The sequence below is a fragment of the Chryseobacterium luteum genome (assembly GCF_000737785.1).
Taxonomy (GTDB): Bacteria; Bacteroidota; Bacteroidia; order Flavobacteriales; family Weeksellaceae; genus Chryseobacterium; species Chryseobacterium luteum.
Genome location: NZ_JPRO01000004.1, coordinates 85,909 through 111,241 on the forward strand (window position 1 = coordinate 85,909; position 25,333 = coordinate 111,241).

Consider the following 25,333-nt stretch of genomic DNA (forward strand, 5'->3'; position numbering starts at 1 on the left):
TTTTTTAATGTTAAATAAAATTGTTATTGAAAAATTGTCCGGTTAATTATCTGTTAACTCTTCTTGGCTTAACAGCTGCTTCAGGGATATCCTGTACAGTTCTGAATCCGATATAGCTTCTTGCGGAATCTTTTCTTTCCCAATCTCTAGCACCTGTCATAAGGGCATATCCTATATCTTTCCAAGATCCACCTCTTACAGACTTCTTCGTATCCTTTTTATCTTTCGTAGAAGGATTTAGCGTAGAAGAGAATCCATAAGAAGAGTTGTTATACGCAGATTCTGTCCATTCAGAAACGTTTCCAGCCATATCAAATAACCCAAATCCATTTTTCTTAAATTTCTTTACTGGAGCTGTATATGTATAAGTACCTTTTTTATCGTCTTCCATATAGTTACCTCTCTTAGGTTTGAAGTTGGCAAGGTAGCAACCTCTGTCATCCATTAAATATGGACCTCCCCAAGGGTAAGTAGCATTCTGCATTCCGCCTCTTGCAGCATATTCCCACTCGATCTCTGTAGGAAGACGGAACTGCATTGGTCTTTGTTTTTTTCTTTTTAAGCTTTCGTTATAATCTGTTTTCAGTTTAGATCTGAAGTTACAGTAAGCTCTTGCCTGATCCCAAGTTACTCCTACTACAGGATAATCTTTATAGGCTTTGTGCCAGAAATACTGTTCGAACAATGGTTCGTTGTATGCAAAGTGGAAATCTTTTACCCAAACTGTGGTATCGGGATAGATCGCAATGCTTGAACTTTTAAGGTAGTTTGCACCTCTTTCGTTGTCAGCAAGTGCGGCATCCATATCTCCCCACTGATAGTTGTATTTTAGTTTACTAACGTCTAAAATCCTTTCGTTTCCGATTCTAGAAGAAGCCGGTAAATACATAGATTCCAGAACTTCTGCATATTCTACATCAGGGTACTTTCCGGTACTCCAGTGTAAAGGGATTTTCCAGTCCAGTTTTTTAGTTGCATCATAACCTCCGTCTTCTCTTCCTCCCTGGCCTTCTAAATATTCTTGATAAGGTGTTAAATTTTCTTCTTTTTTAGCAAGGTATGCATAATCACCTATGCTTGCTCCTTTACGTCCACCTTCTTCACCGCCTTCCCCAGCGGCTTCGGCTAGCAGAGTTCTCGCAATGGAATCTCTTACATAATTGATAAATACCCTGTATTCTGCATTGGTAGTTTCCGCTTCATCCATGAAGAAAGAGGAAACAGTAACAGTTTTCAATGAAGCTTTTTCAGGAGTATTTGTTGGATCCTGATCTGCCAGACCGGCAACAAATGAACCTGCCGGAATACCAACCATTCCAAATGGTCTTTCCGCAACAAATGATTTTGTTTTTTCTCTTGGTATCAATTCTCCTTTTGTTCCAGGTTTCCCTACAGAAGAACTGCCACCACCTGAACAAGATACTGATGCTACCGACGCAGACAATAATAAAAGAAATATCCTTTTCATGTTAATTTTTATAATTAAGCCGTAAATATATAATTTTTTTAAGAAACTTTTAAGATTTTTTTTGAAATAACGGAAGAAATCTAAATTTATTTTATTTACAACTGTTTTTTATTCCACGGTTACTGATTTTGCCAGGTTTCTCGGCTGATCTACATTGGCTCCACGGTATACAGCAATATAATAAGCTAATAGCTGTAAAGGTACGGAAGCAACGATTGGTGAGAAACATTCTGAAGTCTCAGGAATTTCAATAACATAATCTGCCATTGCACTTACCTGCTTATCTCCTTTATTGACTACAGCAATGACTTTTCCTTTTCTGGCCTTAATTTCCTGAACGTTGCTCACAATCTTATCGTAATGCCCTTTTTTAGGAGCAATAATAACAATTGGCATGTTCTCGTCAATAAGAGCGATAGGTCCGTGCTTCATTTCTGCTGCCGGATATCCTTCTGCATGTATATAAGAGATTTCTTTCAATTTTAAAGCACCTTCCAATGCTGCAGGATAATTGTATCCTCTTCCTAAATAAAGGAAATTGGTTGTGCTTATAAAGTCTTTTGCTATTTCCTGAGTCAGCTCGTGAGTGGTATTTAAAACTTCTTCGATTTTTTTAGGAATAGCATCCAATTCTGCAATTAAGCTCATGAATTCAGCGTTTCCTAAATTACCGTTGTGCTTTCCTAATTTTAATGCAATTAAGCTAAGGATGGTAAGCTGTGCCGTAAATGCTTTTGTAGAAGCCACACCGATTTCCGGGCCTGCGTGAGTATATGAACCGGCATCTGTAATTCTTGCAATAGAAGAATCTACCACATTACATATACCATATATAAACGCTCCTTTTTCTTTTGCTAATTTCAATGCAGCCATTGTATCTGCTGTTTCTCCTGACTGGGAAATAGCGATAACAACGTCTTTATCTGTAATAATAGGGTTTCTGTATCTGAATTCTGATGCATATTCTACCTCCACAGGAATTCTTGCGTATTCTTCAATAAGATATTCCCCGATAAGACCTGCATGCCATGAAGTACCGCAGGCAATAATGATGATTCTGTTTGCATTTTTGAATCTCTCTAAATGATCCCAGATACCTGCCATTTTTATTACTCCTTCTTCTACAAGAAGTCTCCCCCTCATAGTATCGTGTATGGATTTAGGTTGCTCAAAGATTTCTTTAAGCATAAAATGCTCGTAACCGCCTTTTTCAATCTGCTCCAAGCTTAATTTAAGCTCCTGAATTTCAGGTTCGATTCTGGAGTTTTCGTTGATCGTTCTGATATCTACACCAGTTTCCAATGAAATGGTAGCCATATGTCCTTCTTCCAGATAGATCGCCTCTTTGGTAAATTCTACGAAAGGTGATGCATCAGAAGCAATAAAATATTCTTTATCTCCCAGTCCTATTGCCAGTGGAGAGCCCAGTCTTGCAACGACCAATACTCCCGGATAATCTTCATGAAGTACCGTGATCGCGTATGCTCCATATACTTCATTCAAAGCGTATCTTACCGCTGTAGGAAAATCTGTTTCAGACTTCAAATCCATGAAATACTGGATAAGATTTACCAATACTTCCGTATCTGTTTCGGATTTGAAAGTAAATCCTTTTTCACTAAGCATTGTCTTTATAGTATCATAGTTTTCTATAATACCATTATGTACAACAGCAATTTTTCCGTTGTTTGATAAATGCGGATGTGAATTCCTGTCACTTGGAACTCCATGGGTAGCCCATCTGGTATGCCCCATTCCTATTTTAGCCGTACCTTTCAACTGTGCCGAAATATTGACCAGGTCATCTACTTTCCCTTTTGTCTTTTCTACTTCAAATTTATTGTTTGAACCTTCCAGGACAATTCCCGCACTGTCATACCCTCTATATTCCAATCTTCTAAGACCGTTGATCACAATGTCATACGCATCCTGAAATCCTGTATATCCTACAATTCCACACATATTTTATCTGGTGTTTTTTTATTTTTTTGTTCCGTAAATAATATTTAACTGAATTCTGTTGGGATTATTTTTGTCCGACCCCACAAAAACGCTTCTTTCCGTTGCAAAAGATCTGGATGTATACTTATACCCAGCCAATACATTTGCTTCAGTTGGTATAAAATTACCCATATTAATAAGAAGATCTTTATTAGCTTTTCCTGCTTCAACAATATCCTTTACTGTTTTTGTAACTATAAAATCATAATAAGAAGGATTTTTATCCAGATCATATGATTTCATCATTCCAAAGCCTGCGTTCATATCTGCAATAAAGTCTGACAAAGTAATTACTTGTGTTGACGCATCTCTTTTATCAATAGGCAAAATGGTTAAATTGTTGTCCTTCCTTCTATATTTATTGCTCCATGTTGCAGCATCCGTAAAGATTCTGATTTTTGCACTAATAATAGCAGCTTTATCTGCATCATATAGAGTTTTAAGCTTAGTGATTGTTTCTTCAGGAATTTTAACTCCTATTGAAGGGCCTCCCATTCCCTGTAAATAAAGCTTAGGATCTCCATCTGGGTTGTTGGTAGAGGATGCTTTTTCCCATGCAGAACCAGTCCTGTTATATTCATACTGGCCATAACGTCCTCCGTTTACAATTAGCTTAAAGGTAGACTGCGGTCTTGTTATAGTACCATTAGTATTTTTCTCATTGGTATAATACATCATTATTTCCATATTATCCGGAGAAAACTCAAAAAGATAGCCATCTGTTTCTTCTACAGAAAGTCTGATTCCTTTAAAGTGTCTGGTAAAGTTAGCCGCATCCATAAGTTCCGGCTTCTTGCTTTTATCAAGAATTTTAGTCTGGAAAAAACTTTTATTTAAAGCCATTCTGAATCCTGCATCTGATGTGAATACGGAAGAATTATCCGATTTCTTAGTGATGGTTACAGCTCTTACTTTTCCGTCAAAGACAGAAGTTCCCAATGATTCTCCGGTAGCTACGGTTACATTTGATCTTTTGAAAGCATCAGAATTCCCGTCCAGGAATGTAGTTACTTCATCCACTTTTATATGTAAAGGAGTGTTTGTTCCTCCAGCTCCCAGTTTTGTCTTACCGTATTTTTTAGTATAATTTACCGGGTATGTTTTTATATCTGTTGAAACCGCTACATTTTCAGTTCCAATTAATAAATTTTCATCTTTCGCTCCAGGTGCGCTAACTGAATCAGTTACGGCTGCCGGTCTCATCACCAAAACTACAGAATCTATTTTCGGACTGGTTCCAAAATCAAAATCGTCTGTAGACATTCTTAACTGAGTAAGAAATGATGCTTTCTGCATTCCAAACTGTCCCTCAGAAAATGCGCCTAAAACAGCAGTATATGTAGAGTTCCCTGTTGTGTTGATCAAGCTTACAAGCCTGCTTGCATCACTTCTGATCGAATCATGATTATTAATATTGTAAGCAATAAGGTCATAAGAAGTTACATTGCCTTCCGCAGCACCGTCTACAAAAAGTTGTTCGCCGAGCGAATCCGCATCCGGTTCACAGTTATAAAGAAGGGCACTCCCGAAAACCGCCACAAAAAGCATGGCTAAGGTTCTTTTAACAGTATGAGTCATTAAAAATGTGTTTAATAAAGTTGGTTTATAGAATCTACGTCAACATATTCTGACTTAGGAGTCGTTGTTTCATTGAAACCCTTATCCAGGTCCGCATCCAGGAATTCATCTCCTTTTACGACCATGTCAACGTATTTCATACTTTCAATAACAAAATTTTTGATTGTCGGATTATCTAACGCTTTTAATCCGGAAATATTATCGAATGTCAATTTTTCAGCAATATTTTTGTCCAGGTTAGCGTCTTTCTCATTGTATAAAGAAAGGACGATTTTGGCATCCTTGAAATAAGTATCAGATTCGTAGTAAGTCTTTAGATAAATTGGAACAAAAGAAGACATCCATCCGTTCAAATGGATAACATCCGGAACCCAGTTTAGTTTTTTGATGGTTTCTATAACACCTCTTGCAAAGAAAATTGCTCTTTCGTCGTTATCATCAAAAGGATTTCCTTCATCATCTACGTAGTATTGCTTTCTTTTGAAGTATTCTTCGTTGTCTATAAAATAAACCTGAAGTCTTTCCCCCGGAAGAGACGCTACTTTAATGATTAAAGGCTGGTCCAGGTCATTGATAATAATGTTCATCCCCGAAAGACGGATTACCTCATGAAGTTGGAATTTTCTTTCACTTATTTGTCCAAATCTTGGCATAAAAACTCTTACATCATTGCCTTCATTGTGCATCTTAAGTGCCATTTTGTTTACCAATGCAGCCATATTCGTGTCTTCCTGATATGGATACATCTCTGTAGTAATGTACAGTATTTTTTGATTCGGCATAAATTCTATCTATATTTTTGTAAAAACGCTTTAATGTGCAAAATTACAAAAAAACATCCAACATTATTTTAATTAACATTTTTTTACGATAATTCCTATTTTCAAATTATTAAAAACTCATATAATTATATGATATTTTTAGTATTTTTGAATTAGTATTAAAATAAACTATGGAAGTTATAAAGAATAAGAAAACCCTCCAGGATTTCATTGAGAGACAGAAAGAGATGGGGAAAAAGATAGGTTTCGCCCCTACTATGGGAGCACTTCATAAAGGTCATCTTTCCTTGTATGAAGAAGCCAGAAAAAATAATGATTTGGTCATTTCTTCAATTTTTGTAAATCCAACCCAATTTAATAATCCTGAAGATCTGGAAAAATACCCGAGGGACATTAACAGAGATATTCTTATTCTGGAAAATTCAGGATTAGTAGATGCCGTTTATATCCCTGAAGTCACCGATATTTATCCGGTAAAAACAGAAAGCCTGCATTATGATTTCGACGGACTGGAAAATGAAATGGAAGGAAAATCGAGACCCGGACATTTTGACGGAGTGGGAACTGTGGTGGAAGAGCTTTTCAGACAGACCCGGCCAGACAATGCCTATTTCGGGGAAAAAGACTTCCAGCAGCTTGCCATTATCAAAAAGATGGTTGAAAAGAAACAGCTTCCGGTAAAAATTACGGGCGTTCCTATTTACAGGGCAGAAAATGGCCTTGCTCTTAGCTCCAGAAACCAAAGGCTTCAAGAAAACCGGAAAGAAACCGCAAAGATCATTTACCAAACCCTAAATAAAGTCAACGATTGGTTCCGCACTGTAACCATTTCCGAAATAAAGGAAAGAGTAACGGATGTTTTTGATCACCAGCAGGGAATGAAATTAGAATATTTTTTAATTGCCGATGAAGACACATTAAAAGAAACTGATTTTTTTTATAAGGACAGAAATTACAGAGCATTCATTGTCGTGGTAGTAGATGGTGTAAGATTAATTGACAATATGCATTTGGATTAATATTAAGAAGGCGAACAAATACTGCATATCTGCTTTTTACAAAATACAGCTCTGGTTAATACAATCGGAGCTTTTTTCAGCTACAATATATAAAAAATCAAAGGTCTCTTGAGGAGACCTTTGAAACACCAAATCACAAAATATTAATATGAAAAAAATTTACTTTTCAGTAAACTTGTGACCCGGCTGGGATTCGAACCCAGGACCCATACATTAAAAGTGTATTGCTCTACCAGCTGAGCTACCGAGTCGGTCACTTGTCAACGATTTTGCATATAAACAGCGTTATCGTTTTTAAGAGGTGCAAAGGTATAATTCTTTTTCGGTTCCTGCAATAGGATTTATAAAAAAATCAAAGGTCTCTTACGAGACCTTTGAAACACCAAATCACAAAATATTAATATGAAAAAAATTTACTTTTCAGTAAACTTGTGACCCGGCTGGGATTCGAACCCAGGACCCATACATTAAAAGTGTATTGCTCTACCAGCTGAGCTACCGAGTCGGCCACAATTAAAAATGAAAACTAATCCATTATTAATCATTAAAATTTTTCTTTGCAGTGCCTGCGACTGGACTCGAACCAGCACATCCTTAGGAAACCACCCCCTCAAGATGGCGTGTCTACCAATTTCACCACGCAGGCTATAAAATTACAAAAATCCAGTAATTTTTTTCGCTTGTGACCCGGCTGGGATTCGAACCCAGGACCCATACATTAAAAGTGTATTGCTCTACCAGCTGAGCTACCGAGTCGGTCACTTTGTCAACGATTTATATTTAAATAATATCCCTCGTTTTCAGTGGTGCAAAGATAGGAGTTTTTTCATTATCTCAAAACTTTTTTGCAAATTTGTTTAAAAAAAATTCATGGTTATTTCACTGATCGGATACATGGGATGTGGCAAATCTCACATTTCCAAAATTTTAAGCGATAAAATAAATTTTAAACTCATTGACCTCGATAAAGAGATTTCCAGGAGAAATAAATTAACCATTCCTGAGATTTTCGAAAAGAAGGGAGAAATTCAGTTTCGAAAGCTGGAAAGAGAGGCATTGGAAGAGATTCTCGCTTCGGAAGAAAATGTGGTTTTAAGCCTGGGAGGAGGAACGCCGGTTTATTATAACAATATGGAGATTATTAACCACAGCTCGAAAAGTATATTTTTAAGGGCCTCCGTAAATACTTTGTATGAAAGACTGTCCAAACAGAAGGAAAAAAGGCCTTTAATAGCCAATATTTCCGATGAAGATCTGCCGGAGTTTATTGCCCAACATTTATTTGAAAGGAATGCGTTTTACAGCAAAGCACAGTTCAGCGTCAATACAGATGCCCGGGATCCTGAAGATATTGTACAGGAAATAGTAGAAAAGTTCTATCTCTAGAGCTTTTTTGTTCTTAATCTTCGTTTTCGGCAGTATCTGCTGTTTCTCCAAAGAAATCATCCCAGTCTGTAAAGTCTGAGGCTATATCATTTCCTACATATTCATCCATCTCACGACGGTCTTTTTTAGTTGGTCTTCCTTCGCCTTTATTTCTGTAGTAGTCCTGTGACATTTTGCGGAGCTTCAGCAATTCATACTGCTCTTTATCCGTCACATCCTGGATATGAAGAGGGACAAGTTTTGCTCCCATTCTGCTTTTGGGGATCTGAGTGACCTTTATTTTATAATCAATCTGATTTTTGCGGATCTTGATAACATCTCCTTCTTTTACCTCTTTAGACGACTTTACGGCAGACGTTCCAATAGAAACTCTGTTCTTTTTAATTTCCTCTGTTGCAATACTTCTCGTCTTATAAAAACGAATGCACCATAAAAATTTATCTATTCTCATAATTTTTTATACTTTTGCCGTTATATTATTTGTAAAGTAATTAAAGTTTTTTGAAATGAAAAAAATATTTTTATATATCCTTGCGGGATCTTTATGTTTTTCTGCATGTAAGAAAGATGATGAAGTTGAAACTTATAAAGAACCGGAAGACATCTCCGTTCAGAACAGTTATGACGATCAGGCCATTAAAAAGTTTATGAACGACAATTATCTGGATGCCCAGGGAAATATAAAAGCATTCAGCACAACGGACGCCAGTGATGATAATGAAAAAAAGTTAATAGACCTGCCGTATCAGACGCTTCCTTCCGGGACCATATACATCATGAGAGACGGGGCACAGCCAACAGTTGAGCCGCAAACTATCGGAGAAGATGATATTCTTACGCTTATGATAAGAGCGAATGCTTATTTAGCAGGAAATACTGATGGAAATGTTTCTTTCATTTCTTCACTTACAATCAGCAATACAATTAATGGGAACGGACTTCCGCTCGTTGATCCGCTGTATTATTTTGCAAAGAAGTCTATACGACTTGCAGCAGCAGGAGTTGCACAACAGAGAAGTTACTATGAAGTTGAAGGTTTCCGTGAGGCGATACAAAAATTCAAAGCGTTTAAAAATCTTCCAAATGGAAATCCTTACAATCTTCAAGGCGTTATCTTAGTCCCTTCAAGAGCTGCTTTTGCGAGAGATCCACATTATCCTTACAGTTCACAATACTCGTTGAGAAATTATTCTATGGTATTTAATTTTCAGGTATACGGAAGAGCCGACAGACCTAATGACGAAAAATAAATCAAAAATTTATACATTTTAAACATACAGAAACCGCCCTCATCTGAAGGCGGTTTTTATATTTCATTGTTTTTAAAATCTTGCTTTCTCCCTTACATTTCCTAAAATATCCGGGAAATAAAGATCTGCCAGATGGTCAAACTCATCTCCTCTCATGAACATGGTGGCATCTACTTCTTCGTAAGAGCTTCTTCCCGCAGCTGCAATCAGTTCATTACAGGTATGCAGTGTGTTTTTGTGGAAATGGTATACTCTTTCACTTTTATCAGTAACATCAAGCCCTTTAACGAGCATTTTATCCTGAGTAGCCACTCCTGTAGGACAATTGTTATTATTACATCTTAAAGCCTGTATACATCCCAGTGAGAACATAAATCCTCTCGCATTATTACACATATCTGCTCCCATAGCCACAGCTCTCAGAATATCCAGGCTTGTCAGCACCTTTCCACTCGCAATAACTCTTAATTTACTTCTTACATTATAATTGTTAAGGGTTCTGTTAACAAAAATAAGAGCGGGTTCCAAAGGCATCCCTACTCCATCTGAAAATTCCGGCGGTGCGGCTCCTGTTCCTCCTTCTGCGCCATCTATGGTAATAAAATCCGGATAGATCTTTAGAACATTCATCTGTACACAGATATCCTCGAACTCTTTAGTATCACCGATACACAGCTTAAAACCGGTCGGTTTACCTCCTGAAAGTTCTCTCAGATGCTGTACGAACCTCAACAGACCTGCAGCATCAGAAAATGAACTGTGGGATGGCGGTGAAATAACGGTCATTCCCGGGGTGACGTGACGGATCTTTGCAATCTCAGGAGTATTCTTCACACCCGGAAGCACGCCTCCATGTCCCGGCTTTGCCCCTTGGGAAAGCTTAATTTCAATCATCTTTACATTCGGGAGGGTGGCGTACTTTTCAAAAAGTTCGGGGTTAAATTTCCCCTCTTCGTTACGGCAGCCGAAATATCCGGTTCCAATCTGCCAGCAAAGATCTCCTCCTTCCATGTGATAAGGCGAAATTCCTCCTTCTCCCGTGTTATGGTAGAAATTTCCTTTTTTAGCACCTCTGTTTAAAGACATCTGCGCCCTGTCGCTTAACGCTCCAAAGCTCATTGCAGAAATATTGAATAAGGAAGCATGGTAAGGCTGCGAACACTGCTCTCCTCCAACCCATACTCTCGGAAGTTCTTCTGCGGGTGATTTTGCATAAATAGAATGCTTGATCCCTTCATATTTTCTGTGATTAACTTCTAACTGTGTTCCGAAAGCTACGGTATCACTTAGATTTTTGGCACGTCTGTATACTGCCGAACGCTGATTTCTGGGAAATGGTTTGCCGTCTGTTTCCCTTTCGATGAAATATTGCTGCATTTCGGGTGAAATACTTTCGAAAAAATACCTGAAGTAGCCCAATACCGGGAAGTTCCTCAAAATAGCGTGTTTCGACTGATAAGCATTGTAAACACCCAATGCATAGATGGCGGATAACAGGATGGGTATCCAGTAATGCGCTCTGATCAGTAATGCGACAACCCATGTAGCAGTTACTAATACAATTCCCCAAGATAAAAACTTATCTCTCATGAATGTAGTATTTTAAAGTTAAAATAAATTTAGTGGAAATTTTGCAAAGAGACTATGCTTTTGCCAAAAAACTTTCGAAGGATGACTGCACAGAAACCGTGCCATCTGACAGGATTTTTTCTAAATTTAGAAATTCGATCTGGTTAACAAGTGCGGGATCAAAATCTTTCTGGACTCTCACATAGTTTTCAGTGAAGCCGTACATTTTGCCGTCTTTATTTTCGTGCTCCCAGAGAACGGGAAGCTTTTTTCCAAGCTGGGTCTGGTAAAATGCCATTTTCTTCTTTTCAGAAAGGATTCTCAGCATTTTATTACGTTTTTTTCTTTCAGGGATAGGAACTACTCCCTCCATATCGGCGGCTTCCGTATTTTCTCTTTCAGAATAGGTAAATACGTGAAGATAGGTGATAGGAAGTTCATTCAGGAAGTTATAGGTTTCCATGAATTTCTCTTCTGTTTCACCCGGAAATCCTACAATCACATCTACCCCGATGGCTGCGTCAGGCATTACCTCGCGGATTTTATTCACTCTGTCATTATAAAGCTTGGTAAGGTAACGGCGCTTCATTTTTTTCAACAGATCATCACATCCTGACTGTAACGGGATGTGAAAATGAGGAACAAAGCTTTTGCTTTTGGAAACAAGATCAATACTTTCGTCTTTCAAAAGATTCGGTTCAATGGAAGAAATACGTATTCTTTCAATGCCCTCCACTTTATCAAGCTCTGAAATTAAGTCCAGGAATGTATGCTCGTGTCTTTTATTACCGAATTCGCCTTTACCGTAATCACCGATATTCACTCCTGTAAGAACAATTTCTTTGATGTCTCTTCCGGCAATTTCCTGGGCATTTTTAAGAACGTTCTCGATGGTGTCTGAACGTGAGATTCCCCTTGCCAGCGGAATGGTACAGTAGGTACATTTATAATCGCATCCGTCCTGTACTTTCAGAAAGGCCCTTGTTCTGTCACCAATTGAGTAGCTTCCGATAAAGAAATCGGTTTCCTCAATTTCGCATGAATGGACAATCCCTTCATTTTCTGATTTTTCTAAATCGTCCAGATAGCTCAGGATATTGAATTTTTCTTTGGCTCCCAGGACAAGATCCACACCATCGATCTGTGAAATTTCCTCAGGCTTCAACTGGGCATAACATCCAACGATAACAACCAGGCCCTCAGGATTGGCTTTCATAGCCCGCTTCACGTGAAGTTTACACTCACGGTCTGCATTTTCAGTTACGGAACAGGTATTGATTACATAGACGTCTGCCTTATCATCAAAACTTACTTTATCATAACCTGCATCTGTCAATTGACGGGCAATAGTAGATGTTTCCGCAAAATTTAATTTGCAGCCGAGTGTATGAAATGCGGCAGTTCCGTGAAAAGTAGACATTGATTTACTCCTGAATTTTCTGGGTGCAAAGATAGTAATTTTATAAGAATTCTAAATTGATTCGGTCTATTATTTATATTCATCCCTTACTTCAGGGCTGTTTTGAAAACATACCGGAGACGAACCGGAACCCTGTTCTTCTCTGGAAAACCTGTCTTTCATTTCGATATTAAATTCCTGAGATTTATTTCTTTCAATGGAAAGTGTTTTCCAGCCGTCATTCTTTATCATTTTCGCAATGGAAACAATCTGCCCGATATGATAAGGATAATGCGCAAGCTGACGCAAAACCGCATCTAAAAACGAATGCGCTTCTCCCCTGATGTAAATAGTAGAATATAAATTTTCATCATTGATCTGGTCCAGGGCATTAAAAAAACATTCCCAGCCCTTTTCCCATAAATCTATAATTTCCTGTTTGTTTTTAAAGGTATTGACAAATTCATCGTCACGGTTGCGCCAGAGCTTTTCTCCGTCTTCCGTAAGAAAATTTGTCCATCTCGAAAGCATATTTCCAGCGATATGTTTAACAATTACAGCGATGGAATTGCTTTCATCATTATACTGCCAGAAGATCTGTTCATCAGAAAGCTGTGCGAATGATTTATCTCCGAGCGATTTATAGTATTTGAAACGGTTTACAAAAAGATCTTTCATTTTTCTGTTATTAATAGAACCAAATTAAATTATTTTAACGACAAAACCATCTCTCCCGAAATGGTTTTGTCTATATAGTTTATTATTGAAAAGCTTAATCTCTGTTTTTAACTACAATCCATCCTGAATACTTGATTGGGGTATTCATTTTATCATTTTCATTCCATCCTACGGAATACCAATAGTTTCCGGTAGGCACTTTCACACCGCCTTTAAAGGTTCCGTCCCATTTATACCCGGTAGATTTATCCACCTGGAAGATCATATTTCCATAACGGTCGAAAATATTCATCACTAAGTTTTTCTTATTGGCCAGTGCAGAATAATCAATAATATCATTGTAGCCGTCACCATTTGGTGTGATCACATTAACAAGGTTGGGAACTACTATGCTGATATCTATCGGGTCGCAGTCATAGGAATCTTTGACAAATATAGTGGCATCACCTCTTTTTATATTATTAAATACATTGGAATCCTGCCAGTTGATGTTATCCATTGAATATTTGTAAGGGGCCGTTCCCCCTATCACAAATACCGTAACGGTAGTGTTTGAAATTTCGATACTTGAAACAACAGGCTGCTCAGAAGGATATACTTTTACATTCTGCAATACGGTACAATCTCCTGTTTTAAGCTTTACCCAATAGGTGCCTACTCCTACATTCGTGATTGTCTGGGTAGTTGCGCCTGTACTCCATTCGTATTTATTAAATCCCGGGCCTGCATCCAAAGTCGTTCTGTTTTCCACACAAATAATTTTATCTTTCAAAATGGTGGAATAAACGGGTGGAATAACCACCAGTGTGATTTTAGCTATATTATAACAGCCTTGTGTGTTATAAACCCGTACATAAACCACACCGCTAGGAGCAATGTAGCCTGCGGATGTTAAAATTTCATTGGTCTGGTTTACAGCATCCGTTTCTGAAGGATAGTATTTTTTACTGACACCTCCCTGATTGGTTACTGATGCACCTGTAAGATTAAAAGATGCCGTAGACGGATTGCTTTCAATAGAACAGGATCTTAATGTGGCATCATTTACCACTATAGGCGGATAGAATTTCAACATGATCTGTGCATTAGCAGTACATCCGAAAGATGAGATCACTTTTACATATATTGTTGCTTCGGCAGAAGTAAATGCTGATGGATTGGCAATTTCATTGATACCTGCATTCAGATCTGAAAGACTGTTGTAATATTTCTTGGTCACATTCGGATCTGCAATAACATCCGCTGTTGTCAGATCAAATACCGCTGTTCCTGCATTATTGTTATTACATTGGGTCAGTGTTGCATTTTTAGCGGTGATTTTACCGTCTTTAAATTTAAATGTTCCGATCTGTTTACATTTATTAAGCGGGCTGTTCGGATTGCCTGGATCCGTATAACTTATGCTGTAGTAGTAAACAGATGTTGTATTTACAATAGTAGGAACTGTAATGGCGTTATTTCCTGTTAGTGCATCATTCTGGCTTGTGTGATAGCTTACGCTAAAGTTTGGATTCCCGTTTAAAATTCCTGCAGAAAGTGTAGAAAAATCGAATAAAGCCGGATTTACACATACAATTACTTCTCTCGGATCTGCCGGATTAGCAGCCGGAACTCCGGGAGGGAGGAATGGAAAAGGCTGTAAAGCAGGATCTGTAAACGGAGAAGCCAGTGTTGCAGTTCCTCCCCAGGTCAAAGAAAATGGAGCTGTTGTGGTACTGGTACTGCTTACCCAGTTATCAATAAACAAATAATAAGTTTGCCCCGGCAGAACATCCAGGTATTTACAGTAAGGTGTAAGCGAGCCTCCGATGGCACTGGTAAGGGTACTTGTCATGTTTAATCCTGTCGCAGGGCCAGGGCCTATAACTGTTGCGGCATTGCAGCGTATGGGTGCTCCCAAAGCTCCACAGTTTACATTAGGACCGAAAATTGCCCAGTCATAATCGGCATCCGGGTCATTAGGAACCAGATCGAAGGTGAGAGTTCCACCCGTAGCAATGGTAATTTTGTACCAAATTGAATTGTGCTCACCCGTTGCATCTATACAGCTTCCGGAGTTGACCAATTCACGGATGTTACCGTATCCTGTGGGACTGTAGGTGATGTTGGAATTTCCGCAGACTGACAGAGCTGTGGAACAATCTGCCTGTGCAAAGAATATCTGAGAAATACCGAAAAAAATAAGAAGTAAAAGTTTTTTCATAGATCTATAGTTTTAGTGAATATGCTTGGAAATCACACCATATGTGTTGTAAATCAACACATACATCAAATATACCTATATTTTAATCACAAACAATGGATTTTCAAAAAACTTAAATTATTTTAAATAAAAACATGAAATAATTATGATATACCGATATAAACACCCACTATTTTATGCTTATAATATTTCCGCAAAGATTTTCGAGATGGAAAATTTTATGAAACGGGCTCTTCACTTCATGCAGGTGCTCCTTATCCTGAATAAACGTATATCGTGAGGCAATGGAGTTCATATCGGAAACAATGACCAGCCAGCATTCGTCTACGGAAGTATCATAATAAGGGAATTTTTCATTTTTCTTGTCGATAAGCTCAATGATCTTTTCGGAGCAGAGCTCATCGAAAAGATTCATACTGTATTCATGGGTAATAAAAACATTCCTGCGGTGAAAAGATTTTCTCATTCCTTTTACGCATCCTGCAGGTTTGTTCTTTTTTATGCTTTTATAGATGCTGAGTATATTTTCTTCCTGCTGATCTATATTGTCGAATTTAATATTTGGATGGAATTCTAAAAAATAAACACCACGGTACTTCGCGGTGTCTTCCTGTTCTAATAATATTTCTGCCTGGCGGAACATTTTATTCAAAGTGCTTTCTACTTTTTTCATCTCCAGATGGTTGATCACTTCGGTCAGCTCTATTCCGATCTTTTTGTCGTTGAGTTTGGCGATAAAGTCCGGACTTTCGCAGGTGAGATCTTCAAATTTGACATCGGGGAAGTGGTGCATAAATGAATTAAGCAGCAGAATCTCAGATTTCTTTCTGTATTTTTCGCGGTCGTGAAGCAGAGATTCGTCTATTTTACGGTGATACTTCTCCATCGGCTTTTTTTTCAAATGCCGGTTCATATAGTATAAGCTCAGATTCTTTATTAAATCTTCATCAGAAAATGTCTTTTTCATAGGTGACTTTTTTATGTGATCAAAGAACGCATGCATATGGGTTTTCACCGTTAGAAGTTTTTGATTTTCAAAAATTTACATAATAAAGGTAGGTAAAAAAATTATTCACAGGATACTTTTAAATTAATTTATCAAATAATTAATGTAAAGTTTATTTTCATAATCAATACCTTAGCCCTTTAAATATTAAACTGTGATTTATATGGATTTTAAAAACTTTAAAATACCTTACAGCGTCAATCCACAATATTCTAAAAAAGCCGTGTATTTTTCAATGGAATTTGCCATTGAACAGGTTTTAAAAATATATTCGGGAGGCTTAGGATTCCTTGCAGGATCTCATATGAGAAGTGCATACAATTTGAAACAGGATCTTATCGGGATCGGAATTCTATGGAAATTCGGGTATTATGATCAGGCCAGAAATCATGACCAGACCCTTCAGCCGGTATGGACCAGAAAAATGTACAGTTTCCTTGAAGACACCGGCATCAAATTCCAGATCGAAATTCACAGTGCCCCGGTATGGGTAAAGGTATGGTACCTTGATCCCGAGATTTTCAATACGGCACCGATGTTTTTCCTTTCTACAGATGTTCCAGAAAATGATCATGTTTCCAAAACCATCTGCCACAAATTATACGATGCCAACGAATCTACAAAACTGGCGCAGTATATTTTACTTGGAAAAGGAGGTGCTAAATTAATGGACGAAATGAATGCCGAAAGAGAGGTTTACCATCTGAATGAAGCTCATGGACTTCCTGCTGCATTTTATCTGCTGAAAAAGTATAACGGAGATCTGAACCGGGTGAAAGAAAAACTGGTTTTCACAACACACACTCCTGAGGAGGCCGGAAATGAAAAACATAATCTGAAACTGTGCTATGATATGTCCTATTTTTCAGGCTTCAGCATGGAAGATGTAAAAAATATCGAAGGAGTGGTTGATGACCGTTTCAATCATTCATTATGTGCTCTGAAAATGGCAAGAATGGCGAATGGTGTTTCTAAACTGCATGGTGAGGTTTCCAGAGCTATGTGGAGTAAATATTCCGGCATCTGCGAAATCACGTCCATTACCAACGCTCAGGAGTTTAAATACTGGGCGGATAAGCCTCTGTACAATGCCAAAGACGAAAATGATGAAACTGTTTTTGATTACCGTAAAAAGCATTTAAAGAAAAGACTGTTCACGATTGTAGCAGATCAGACGGGAAACCTGTTCAATCCCAACATTTTCACCATTGTCTGGGCAAGAAGATTTGCCGGGTACAAACGCGCAGACTTACTGCTTCATGATAAGGAAAGATTTTACAGGTTACTAAACAATCCGAAATATCCGGTACAGATCATCTGGTCGGGGAAACCTTACCCAATGGACTATTCTGCGATTTCCACTTTCAACACACTGGTAGAAGAAAGCAAGAATCACAAGAACATGGCTGTCCTTACAGGCTACGAGCTTTCTTTAAGCAAGTCTATGAAACAGGGCTCAGATCTGTGGCTCAACAATCCAAGGGTACCGAGAGAAGCTTCGGGAACTTCGGGAATGACGGCTGCTATGAACGGATCTATCAATCTTTCTACTGATGACGGATGGATTCCTGAATTTGCCCAGCCTGGTAAAAACTCGTTTGTGGCACCCAAAGCAGATTATTTAAATATGAGCATCTACGAACAGGATACGTATGACCTGGATAAGCTGTACGAAATCCTGGAAAACGAAATTCTTCCTATGTATTACGACAATCCGGACCAGTGGAGAAAAATTCAGTATAATGCCATGAATGATGTTCAGGAACATTTTAACAGTGATAGAATGGCAGATGAATATTATAAAGTGCTTTACAAATAAGTAGAATGTGCCTGTTAAGCGCATTTTACCTTTTTTAATCAATAAAAATTCCGTGAATATATGTTCACGGAATTTTTATTACTGGTTTATTCTTTTTTCTTCTTCGGGACTTTCAAGCCTTTTTCTCTTGCTTCTGAAATCCCTATGGCCACAGCCTGTTTTTTGCTGGTTACCTTTTTTCCTGAAGAGGATTTCAATTTCCCCTCCTTGAATTCGTGCATTACTTTTCCTACTTTGTCCTGAGCTTTTTCTGAATATTTGGTCTTGCTCATGATAAAAAATTTAAGATTTCGGCAGGGATACCCCTAGTTCATAAACTTCGGCGTGCTTCAAGTATTTTGAGCGTTCTCTGGAAGTTACCGATTCAAAATGGTCATTCTTGATCACAATGATCGGGTCTTCTATATTTTCGATTTCAAAACTGGCCAGATATCTTTCATCCGGGCTGGTTTTATCTCTACTGGCTTTTAATTTCTGCAGTTCATCCGCATATTTTCTAAATCCGGGATCGGAAGAGTGGATAAATTTATATTCATCACCGGCATACACGTAATAGTGAAGCTTTTTCTCAATAAGTCCGGCTTCATCTGTAATCTGCGGATTATCATTCCCATCTTTAAAACCAACTTCTACCAACGTTCCGCCTTTTTTGTCTGCACACTCTTCAGCGTCTTTAAAGCTTGAAAATCCTGTATAAACCACACGGTCGGCCAAAACATAACGGTTGAGTTTCTGGTCATAGGCATTCGTTTCCATAATTATTATTTAATTTGATTGTATACTTATACATTCAATTTTTCTGCCAAAACCTGTATGAAAAAAGGTTTTTTATGCATTTAATAAAATTATTATCTTTGAAATCCATTAAAATTAGAAATGAAAAAATTATTCTTAACTCTTACTGTAGCTGCAGCATTCCACAATGTATCGGCACAGGAAATCACTTTAGATAAAATATATTCAGGATACTACCGTGGGGAGGGCATTGCCGGCATTGCTTCCATGAAGAACGGGGAAAACTATCTGGTCATTGAACCGACAGGAATTGCCAAATATTCTTATAAAACTTCACAAAAAGAAGGAAATATTGTTGACGGTAAATTTGAGAGTTATGAATTCTCTGATGATGAATCAAAAATTCTTCTTTTAACGGAAAGTGAACCCATTTACAGACATTCTTTTCTTGGAAAATTTGAGGTAAAAGATCTGAAATCAGGAAAAACGATCAGCTTAAATGACGGTAAAACAGTACAGGAACCAAGATTTTCTCCTGATGCCACTAAAGTTGCATTCATCGCGGAAAATAATTTATTTTATCAGGATATGAGTTCAGGAAAAATTACGCAGATTACGAATGACGGCAAGAAAAATTCAATTATCAACGGACTTGCAGACTGGGTGTATGAAGAGGAATTCGGGCACGCAAGACAGTATGAATGGACAAAGAATTCGGATGCCATCGTATTTGTAAAATCTGATGAAAGCCAGGTTCCGGAGATCTACATTCCGATCTATGGAAAAAAACTTTATCCGGAGGAAATGCGTTACAAATATCCTAAAGCGGGAGAAAAAAACTCTATAGTTTCTGCACAGCTCTACCGTCTTGATACCGGAAAAACAATGCCGCTGAATTTAAGTTCTTTCAAAAATTATTATATCCCGAACGTTATCCAGACGGCAAAACCTGATGAGATGGTTCTGGTGACTTCTGAAAGAATTCAGAATGCTTCTGATGTTTTAAAAATCAATACCAAAACAGGAGCTATTCAGAAATTATTCACAGAAACGGATGATCAATGGATCGATACGGACAGTCCTACCCTGGAATTCCTTGAGGATGATTCTTTCCTCTGGGCCTCCGAAAGAGATGGAAACCGCCATCTTTACTGGTACGACAAAGACGGAAAGCTTAAAAAGCAGATCACAAAAGGAAACTGGGAAGTAACCGATTATTACGGATTCAATCCAAAGTCTAAGGAAATTTATGTTCAGACCACCGAAAAAGGGAGTATTAATAAGGTAGTTTCCAAAGTTAATATTGAAAACGGGAAATCCCAGCTGATCTCCAATGCAGAAGGAAATAACTCTGCCAATTTCAGCAAAAACTATAATTATTTCATTGAAACGTCTTCTACTGCTTCAAAACCTTACACTTTTGTTTTAAAAGACGGAAACGGTAAAACGGTAAAAGAGCTTCAGAACAATAACAAACAACTTCAGAAATTAAAGGCAGATAATTTTGTAGATAAAGAATTCATCACGATTCCGAACGATGCAGGCGATCAGATGAATGCATGGATCATGAAGCCCAAAAACTTTGATCCGAACAAAAAATATCCACTGTTCATGTATCAGTATTCCGGACCGGGATCGCAGCAGGTGGCGAACTCATGGGATGCAGGAAATGCATTATGGTTCAATCATTTGGTACAGAAAGGCTACATCGTTGCCTGTGTAGATGGTCGCGGAACGGGTTACAAAGGGACTAAATTCAAGAAAGTGACCTACATGAATTTAGGAAAATATGAGATTGAAGATCAGATCACGGCCGCAAAATGGTTCGGAAAGCAGTCTTATATCGACAAAACGAGAATCGGAATGTTCGGATGGAGCTTCGGTGGATATATGACCAGCCTGGCAATGACTAAAGGAGCGGACGTTTTCAAAGCAGGTATTGCCGTAGCCCCGGTGACCAACTGGAGATACTATGATTCTGTCTACACGGAAAGATTTATGAGAACACCTCAGGAAAACCCTGATGGATACGACAAAAATTCCCCAACGGAATATGCCAACCTACTGAAAGGTAAATTCCTGCTGATCCACGGAACAGCCGATGACAACGTCCATTTCCAGAATTCTATGGAGTTTTCCGAAGCTTTGATCCAAAATAAAAAACAGTTTGATTTCATGGCTTATCCGGACAAAAACCACGGAATCTACGGCGGGCAGACAAGACCGCAGCTGTATCAGAAAATGACGGATTTTATTTTGAATAATTTATAATAAAATTTAATTAAAACATCCCTTTCAAAATTTTGAAAGGGATGTTTATAGTGATCAAAATATGTAATTGAATAATGTACTCAGTTTAAATGAATTTCCCTACTTATAGTTTATTTTATGATTGAGTTCTATTGGGTTATTATTTTCTCTTATCCGTTTCTGAGTACTTTCTGCCATCTGTTTTAAATTTATTTCAACCGGATTTCCTTTTTCATCAGTGACTTTATATTTTATATTTCTTGTCTTGATTTCCGCAAACGGGTCTGAATAATAATCACGTTGTATTTTTTCATAGGTCTCCCAACTTATTTCTTTTCCTTTTCTTAAATAAAACGTTTTGTTTTTATCAACATTTATAGTCTTTATCAGACTAAAATCATAATCATTTTTATCATCAAAAATTTTTATGATTAATCCCGGTAGTCCGTGAAATATATAAGGTCCTTCCTGTAAAGGTATGCTTTGGCTAAACCATGCTATCCAGTTTCTCTCACCGTACTTTACTGTTGCTTTCTGGCAGTCCATATCTCCAATCTTCATCCTTTCAGGCAAAATCTCCCAATCCAGCTTATCATTTATACTGATGTTATACAAATCATGCATTGATAGAGTTGTTATACTTTTGATGATACTCTTATTGATCAAGTTCTTAATAATATAAAGCTGATTAAGTGAAGTTTTTGGTCCGCCTTCCCAATATCCATTTTTAAGCATTAACGAATCAGCATATCTTTCCTTTTCTGACCGGAAAGCAGATTGACCTCCAATTATATCAAGATAATAATTGCTAGTTTCAAAAATTTCCTTATCCGGATTTGGCTTATGCTTAATTTCGTAAACAAACGAGACAAGTTGCGCCGACAAAATATTTGAAAGGAAAAGTAAAATAAAAAATATTTTTTTCATAGTAAAATATTAAGATCTTGTTTAACAAACTTAATAAAAGTAATAAAACACTGTAATAAAAATGAGATGCATTACTGCACCTCATACAAAATACTTTTTTAGTTTTATTCGTTAAGGATACTTTACAACTTTATCTAGCTCTATGGGATTATTACTTTCTTTCATTTGTTTTTGAATACTTTCTGTAATTTCTTTGAAGCTTATATTTACAGGATTTCCATTGGCATCACCAACTTTTGTTTTAATACTTCTGGCTTTTACTTCAGCAAATGGATCATTATAATAGTCACTTTGTAATTTTTTATAAACATCCCAACTTATTTCTTTGCCTTTTCGCAAATAGAACATATTATTTTTATCAGATTTTTTAATTTCTATAAGGTTAAAATCAAAATCTCCCTTATCATCAGAAAGTTTAACAATTAATCCCGGAAGTCCATAAAATATATATGGACCATCTTGTAATGGACTTGCAGGATCAAACCAAGCAATCCAATTGCGTCCACTATATTCTGTTGTCGCTTTCTGACATTGTATTTCGCCAATTTTCATTTTGTCAGGTAGAATCTCCCAGTTTAACTTATCATCAATGTTGATATAGTATAAGTCATACATAGCAGGGTGTGTGACACTTTTATAAACTTTATTACTAATTAAATTTTTGAATGAATAAATATTTTCAAAAGTAGGTTTACGGCTCTGCCAATACCCATTTTTTTGCATTAACGAGTCTGCTTCACGTGCCTTTTCTGATCTGAAAACAGACTGCTTTCCTAAAACATCAAGATAATAATATTCTGTCTTAACTCCTTTATGGGCCAAGTCTTTTAATTCATAGATAAAGCTTATATTTTGAGAAAAAAAAGTATTTGATATAAGCAGTAAAAAGAAAAGTATTTGTTTCATAAGCTAAATGATATATTATTATAAAGATAGGAAAAAAGAGATACTCAACGTATCTCTCTTAACATTCATTGCAAACTAATTACATACAAGCATTGTGCGACTCTATCTCCGAAAACAAAAAGGTATATCACAAGAAAAAATGGCTAAAATATTATCTACAGACCCCTCTAATTATTCTCGCAAAGAACGTGGGGAAGTAAGGATTCATGAGGAAGAATGGCAAAAATTGGCTGAAGCACTTGATGTTTCTGTTGAGGATATTAAAGAAGAAAAAGATGTGAAGATAGTGCATAATGATAATTCCACATTTAATGATAATTCTGGAAACTATTACAATCAGCATTTTAACATTCCCAATTCTCTAATAGAAAACCTACAAGATTACATTAGTCTTCTAAAGAAAGAAATTCATGAATTAAAAGAAGAAATTAGACAAAAAAAGTGAAATTTTAAAATTTCACTTTTTTAAACAATATTTCAAAAACCTTTCAAATCGAATTGATCGGTTTTATTTACTTCATTAATCATTTTTGTAAAACATTATTTATTTTATCAATTGAAATTAAAAACTTATTTTTGAGAAATTTGAAAATTGATTATATGAAGACTAAACATCCTAAAGGCCTGCCCTTCCTCTTTTTCACAGAAATGTGGGAACGTTTCGGATATTATCTGATTCTTGGAATCTTTGTTCTTTATGTCATTGAGCCTACAGGACTAAAAGGAGGACTTGGACTTCCCGACAAAACAGCTGATGATATCTTTGGGACATATATTGCTTTGACCTATTTAACGCCGTTCCTGGGAGGATTTTTAGCTGACAGGGTTTTAGGATATATCAAATCTATCTATCTGGGCGGAATTTTAATGGCTGCCGGATACATCGGAATGGGAGTCTTCAAAGAACTTCCTCTTTTTTACGGTTCTCTAGCATTAATTATCATCGGAAACGGTTTCTTTAAACCTACCATTTCCACATTGCTGGGAAACCTTTATTCTGAAGAACCTTACAAAGCCAATAAAGACTCCGGATATAATATTTTCTATATGGGGATCAATATTGGAGCATTTATATGTAATATCATTGCTGCTTTCATGCGTAATAAATTCGGTTGGGGTGAAGCTTTCATCACTGCGGGAGTAGGAATGCTTGTAGGTCTCGTGATCTTTACAATCGGAAGAAAGCACTATATCCATGCAGCACAGATGAAACCTGTAGAAGAAGGAGACACCAAACTTTCTGAAATACTGATGAAGGTTTTTGTCCCTGCAATTGCAGTTGGGGCAATAGGATGGTTTATTCCCGGAAATATTTTCGGAAGTGACAGTACCGACGCCTTTATTTTTGCCTGTGTCCCTGTCATTTATTTTTATGCTTCACTTTACTTTAAGGCTAAACCAGAGGAGAAACCATCAATCGGTGCTTTGCTTTCAGTTTTTATGATCAGCATGTTCTTCTGGGCGGTTTTCAAGCAGAATGGTACGGCTTTAACAAGATGGGCCAACTATTATACGGACAGAAGTGTTCCCGCTTCACTGGAAAAGCCTCTTGAAGACATTTATATGGTAGAAGGGAAAGGCTACGAAGACAAACAAGTTCCTGTATATGATAACCAGTTCCAGTCTCAGAAAGACAAGGACGGAAAAAGCATCAAGGAAACCGGAAAAGATATCTATTTCAAAAACGTTACTCCTGAACAGCGTGCAGCCTTAGAAAAAAATCCCGAAACTAAAGTATATTTATACAACACAGAATTATTCCAGTCCATCAATCCATTCTGGGTAATTGCTCTAACGCCCCTCATTGTTGGATTCTGGGCTTTATTAAGAAGAAAGGGAAAAGAACCTCTCACGCCTACCAAGATTGTTTTGGGGCTGTTTATATCAGCATTATCCTGTTTGGTCATGGTTCTTGCTGTTATGGCCGGAGACAATGGAGCCGTAAAAGTTTCACCTTTGTGGCTGGTAGCAGGATACGGAGTGATCACCGTCGGAGAGCTCTGCCTTTCTCCCATGGGGCTTTCTTTTGTTTCCAAACTTTCACCGGCAAGAATTACAGCTTTGATGATGGGAGGTTTCTTCCTTGCCAACTCTGTAGGAAACAAGCTTTCTGGAATCCTGGCCAGTACGTGGTACAGTTACGACAACAAGATGAACTACTTCCTGGTTAACTTCGCTTTGTTAATATTTGCGACACTTTTAGGACTGTCTATGTTAAAAAGACTAAACAGGATTATGAAAGAAAAAGGGCACTAATCCTTAATTATCATGAAGAATATCAAGCTGCAGAATCACTCTGCAGCTTTTTTATTTAAATATAAAATTAAAACCTTGCCAAAAACTCAAAAAAAACTATA

At 37.3% G+C, this 25,333-nt stretch carries 21 protein-coding genes and 4 tRNA genes; 7 read left to right on the top strand and 18 right to left on the bottom strand.

The genetic code is table 11. The features are described 5' to 3' along the window. Positions 1 to 46: 46 nt before the first annotated feature. From porK to IX38_RS07185, 4 genes are all read right to left on the bottom strand, one after another. Positions 47 to 1,468, bottom strand: coding sequence for a T9SS ring complex lipoprotein PorK/GldK (gene porK / locus IX38_RS07170; protein WP_034703351.1), 1,422 nt, complete (start codon positions 1,466 to 1,468; stop codon positions 47 to 49). Between the two features lie 108 nt (positions 1,469 to 1,576). Continuing rightward, entirely contained in the window at positions 1,577 to 3,430 is a 1,854-nt protein-coding gene (glmS, locus tag IX38_RS07175) for a glutamine--fructose-6-phosphate transaminase (isomerizing) (RefSeq protein ID WP_034703353.1), read from the bottom strand. Between the two features lie 18 nt (positions 3,431 to 3,448). Continuing rightward, positions 3,449 to 5,047, bottom strand: coding sequence for a DUF4270 family protein (locus IX38_RS07180; RefSeq protein WP_034703355.1), 1,599 nt, complete (start codon positions 5,045 to 5,047; stop codon positions 3,449 to 3,451). Between the two features lie 11 nt (positions 5,048 to 5,058). Then, positions 5,059 to 5,829, bottom strand: a complete 771-nt coding sequence (locus IX38_RS07185; RefSeq protein ID WP_034703356.1) for a glycogen/starch synthase — start codon at positions 5,827 to 5,829, stop codon at positions 5,059 to 5,061. A gap of 170 nt (positions 5,830 to 5,999) precedes the next feature. Here IX38_RS07185 and panC point away from each other — a divergent pair, with 170 nt between their 5' ends. Continuing rightward, positions 6,000 to 6,848 (top strand): pantoate--beta-alanine ligase, encoded by an 849-nt coding sequence (gene panC / locus IX38_RS07190; RefSeq protein ID WP_034703357.1) that lies wholly within the window; start codon positions 6,000 to 6,002, stop codon positions 6,846 to 6,848. 178 nt (positions 6,849 to 7,026) lie between these two features. On the opposite strand, the gene IX38_RS07195 is transcribed toward panC, so the two are convergent. The 4 genes from IX38_RS07195 to IX38_RS07210 all read right to left on the bottom strand — a co-directional run bounded on the left by IX38_RS07195 (position 7,027) and on the right by IX38_RS07210 (position 7,604). After that, positions 7,027 to 7,099, bottom strand: a tRNA-Lys gene (locus IX38_RS07195). A gap of 181 nt (positions 7,100 to 7,280) precedes the next feature. After that, positions 7,281 to 7,353, bottom strand: a tRNA-Lys gene (locus tag IX38_RS07200). Between the two features lie 58 nt (positions 7,354 to 7,411). Next, a tRNA-Leu gene (locus IX38_RS07205) sits at positions 7,412 to 7,494 on the bottom strand. Positions 7,495 to 7,531: 37 nt separating this feature from the next. Beyond that, positions 7,532 to 7,604: transfer RNA gene (locus IX38_RS07210), tRNA-Lys, on the bottom strand. Between the two features lie 114 nt (positions 7,605 to 7,718). Between IX38_RS07210 and IX38_RS07215 the strand changes: the two genes are divergently transcribed. Further along, positions 7,719 to 8,234, top strand: a complete 516-nt coding sequence (locus IX38_RS07215; RefSeq protein WP_034703358.1) for a shikimate kinase — start codon at positions 7,719 to 7,721, stop codon at positions 8,232 to 8,234. A 13-nt stretch (positions 8,235 to 8,247) separates the two neighbouring features. Here IX38_RS07215 and IX38_RS07220 read toward each other — a convergent pair whose 3' ends face one another. Next, positions 8,248 to 8,685, bottom strand: a complete 438-nt coding sequence (locus IX38_RS07220; protein ID WP_034703359.1) for an RNA-binding S4 domain-containing protein — start codon at positions 8,683 to 8,685, stop codon at positions 8,248 to 8,250. A 55-nt stretch (positions 8,686 to 8,740) separates the two neighbouring features. Here IX38_RS07220 and IX38_RS07225 point away from each other — a divergent pair, with 55 nt between their 5' ends. Further along, positions 8,741 to 9,484 carry a hypothetical protein gene (locus IX38_RS07225; RefSeq protein WP_034703361.1) on the top strand — a complete coding sequence of 248 codons (744 nt, stop codon included), beginning with the start codon at positions 8,741 to 8,743 and terminating at the stop codon, positions 9,482 to 9,484. Between the two features lie 72 nt (positions 9,485 to 9,556). Here IX38_RS07225 and IX38_RS07230 read toward each other — a convergent pair whose 3' ends face one another. From IX38_RS07230 to IX38_RS07250, 5 genes are all read right to left on the bottom strand, one after another. Continuing rightward, positions 9,557 to 11,074, bottom strand: coding sequence for an FMN-binding glutamate synthase family protein (locus IX38_RS07230; RefSeq protein WP_034703363.1), 1,518 nt, complete (start codon positions 11,072 to 11,074; stop codon positions 9,557 to 9,559). 52 nt (positions 11,075 to 11,126) lie between these two features. Then, positions 11,127 to 12,473: a tRNA (N(6)-L-threonylcarbamoyladenosine(37)-C(2))-methylthiotransferase MtaB gene (mtaB, locus tag IX38_RS07235; protein ID WP_034703365.1), complete on the bottom strand. Its 1,347-nt coding sequence runs from the start codon at positions 12,471 to 12,473 to the stop codon at positions 11,127 to 11,129. A gap of 69 nt (positions 12,474 to 12,542) precedes the next feature. Continuing rightward, complete coding sequence (locus tag IX38_RS07240; protein ID WP_034703367.1) at positions 12,543 to 13,130, bottom strand: DUF1572 family protein; 588 nt, start codon at positions 13,128 to 13,130, stop codon at positions 12,543 to 12,545. Between the two features lie 94 nt (positions 13,131 to 13,224). Continuing rightward, positions 13,225 to 15,333, bottom strand: coding sequence for a T9SS type B sorting domain-containing protein (locus IX38_RS07245; protein ID WP_034703369.1), 2,109 nt, complete (start codon positions 15,331 to 15,333; stop codon positions 13,225 to 13,227). Positions 15,334 to 15,502: 169 nt separating this feature from the next. Next, entirely contained in the window at positions 15,503 to 16,300 is a 798-nt protein-coding gene (locus IX38_RS07250; RefSeq protein ID WP_034703371.1) for a hypothetical protein, read from the bottom strand. Between the two features lie 202 nt (positions 16,301 to 16,502). Between IX38_RS07250 and glgP the strand changes: the two genes are divergently transcribed. Further along, a complete protein-coding gene (gene glgP, locus IX38_RS07255) occupies positions 16,503 to 18,158 on the top strand; it encodes an alpha-glucan family phosphorylase (protein WP_034703372.1) in 1,656 nt (551 codons plus the stop codon). Between the two features lie 86 nt (positions 18,159 to 18,244). Here glgP and IX38_RS07260 read toward each other — a convergent pair whose 3' ends face one another. Together IX38_RS07260 and IX38_RS07265 are read right to left on the bottom strand one after the other, a co-directional pair. Continuing rightward, positions 18,245 to 18,430 carry a DUF6496 domain-containing protein gene (locus tag IX38_RS07260; protein ID WP_034703376.1) on the bottom strand — a complete coding sequence of 62 codons (186 nt, stop codon included), beginning with the start codon at positions 18,428 to 18,430 and terminating at the stop codon, positions 18,245 to 18,247. A 10-nt stretch (positions 18,431 to 18,440) separates the two neighbouring features. Continuing rightward, positions 18,441 to 18,914: a hypothetical protein gene (locus tag IX38_RS07265; RefSeq protein ID WP_034703378.1), complete on the bottom strand. Its 474-nt coding sequence runs from the start codon at positions 18,912 to 18,914 to the stop codon at positions 18,441 to 18,443. Positions 18,915 to 19,034: 120 nt separating this feature from the next. Between IX38_RS07265 and IX38_RS07270 the strand changes: the two genes are divergently transcribed. Then, complete coding sequence (locus IX38_RS07270; protein WP_034703380.1) at positions 19,035 to 21,164, top strand: S9 family peptidase; 2,130 nt, start codon at positions 19,035 to 19,037, stop codon at positions 21,162 to 21,164. A gap of 99 nt (positions 21,165 to 21,263) precedes the next feature. On the opposite strand, the gene IX38_RS07275 is transcribed toward IX38_RS07270, so the two are convergent. Continuing rightward, positions 21,264 to 22,070 carry a GLPGLI family protein gene (locus tag IX38_RS07275; protein WP_034703382.1) on the bottom strand — a complete coding sequence of 269 codons (807 nt, stop codon included), beginning with the start codon at positions 22,068 to 22,070 and terminating at the stop codon, positions 21,264 to 21,266. A 111-nt stretch (positions 22,071 to 22,181) separates the two neighbouring features. Further along, on the bottom strand, positions 22,182 to 22,976 hold the full coding sequence (locus IX38_RS07280) for a GLPGLI family protein (protein WP_034703385.1): 795 nt from the start codon (positions 22,974 to 22,976) through the stop codon (positions 22,182 to 22,184). Between the two features lie 94 nt (positions 22,977 to 23,070). Here IX38_RS07280 and IX38_RS07285 point away from each other — a divergent pair, with 94 nt between their 5' ends. Continuing rightward, on the top strand, positions 23,071 to 23,421 hold the full coding sequence (locus IX38_RS07285; protein ID WP_316934138.1) for a helix-turn-helix domain-containing protein: 351 nt from the start codon (positions 23,071 to 23,073) through the stop codon (positions 23,419 to 23,421). A gap of 155 nt (positions 23,422 to 23,576) precedes the next feature. Further along, positions 23,577 to 25,232 (top strand): peptide MFS transporter, encoded by a 1,656-nt coding sequence (locus IX38_RS07290; RefSeq protein WP_034703389.1) that lies wholly within the window; start codon positions 23,577 to 23,579, stop codon positions 25,230 to 25,232. Positions 25,233 to 25,333: the final 101 nt, after the last annotated feature.

What these genes read in the sequence shown, in the direction of transcription:
- IX38_RS07265 (WP_034703378.1), bottom strand. Translation starts at nt 18,914, where the DNA reads ATGGAAACGAATGCCTATGACCAGAAACTCAACCGTTATGTTTTGGCC.
- IX38_RS07250 (WP_034703371.1), bottom strand. Translation starts at nt 16,300, where the DNA reads ATGAAAAAGACATTTTCTGATGAAGATTTAATAAAGAATCTGAGCTTA.
- IX38_RS07240 (WP_034703367.1), bottom strand. Translation starts at nt 13,130, where the DNA reads ATGAAAGATCTTTTTGTAAACCGTTTCAAATACTATAAATCGCTCGGA.
- IX38_RS07215 (WP_034703358.1), top strand. Translation starts at nt 7,719, where the DNA reads ATGGTTATTTCACTGATCGGATACATGGGATGTGGCAAATCTCACATT.
- IX38_RS07180 (WP_034703355.1), bottom strand. Translation starts at nt 5,047, where the DNA reads ATGACTCATACTGTTAAAAGAACCTTAGCCATGCTTTTTGTGGCGGTT.
- IX38_RS07290 (WP_034703389.1), top strand. Translation starts at nt 23,577, where the DNA reads ATGAAGACTAAACATCCTAAAGGCCTGCCCTTCCTCTTTTTCACAGAA.
- panC (WP_034703357.1), top strand. Translation starts at nt 6,000, where the DNA reads ATGGAAGTTATAAAGAATAAGAAAACCCTCCAGGATTTCATTGAGAGA.
- IX38_RS07245 (WP_034703369.1), bottom strand. Translation starts at nt 15,333, where the DNA reads ATGAAAAAACTTTTACTTCTTATTTTTTTCGGTATTTCTCAGATATTC.
- IX38_RS07230 (WP_034703363.1), bottom strand. Translation starts at nt 11,074, where the DNA reads ATGAGAGATAAGTTTTTATCTTGGGGAATTGTATTAGTAACTGCTACA.
- IX38_RS07275 (WP_034703382.1), bottom strand. Translation starts at nt 22,070, where the DNA reads ATGAAAAAAATATTTTTTATTTTACTTTTCCTTTCAAATATTTTGTCG.
- glmS (WP_034703353.1), bottom strand. Translation starts at nt 3,430, where the DNA reads ATGTGTGGAATTGTAGGATATACAGGATTTCAGGATGCGTATGACATT.
- IX38_RS07280 (WP_034703385.1), bottom strand. Translation starts at nt 22,976, where the DNA reads ATGAAACAAATACTTTTCTTTTTACTGCTTATATCAAATACTTTTTTT.
- mtaB (WP_034703365.1), bottom strand. Translation starts at nt 12,473, where the DNA reads ATGTCTACTTTTCACGGAACTGCCGCATTTCATACACTCGGCTGCAAA.
- porK (WP_034703351.1), bottom strand. Translation starts at nt 1,468, where the DNA reads ATGAAAAGGATATTTCTTTTATTATTGTCTGCGTCGGTAGCATCAGTA.
- IX38_RS07225 (WP_034703361.1), top strand. Translation starts at nt 8,741, where the DNA reads ATGAAAAAAATATTTTTATATATCCTTGCGGGATCTTTATGTTTTTCT.
- IX38_RS07260 (WP_034703376.1), bottom strand. Translation starts at nt 18,430, where the DNA reads ATGAGCAAGACCAAATATTCAGAAAAAGCTCAGGACAAAGTAGGAAAA.
- IX38_RS07220 (WP_034703359.1), bottom strand. Translation starts at nt 8,685, where the DNA reads ATGAGAATAGATAAATTTTTATGGTGCATTCGTTTTTATAAGACGAGA.
- glgP (WP_034703372.1), top strand. Translation starts at nt 16,503, where the DNA reads ATGGATTTTAAAAACTTTAAAATACCTTACAGCGTCAATCCACAATAT.
- IX38_RS07270 (WP_034703380.1), top strand. Translation starts at nt 19,035, where the DNA reads ATGAAAAAATTATTCTTAACTCTTACTGTAGCTGCAGCATTCCACAAT.
- IX38_RS07185 (WP_034703356.1), bottom strand. Translation starts at nt 5,829, where the DNA reads ATGCCGAATCAAAAAATACTGTACATTACTACAGAGATGTATCCATAT.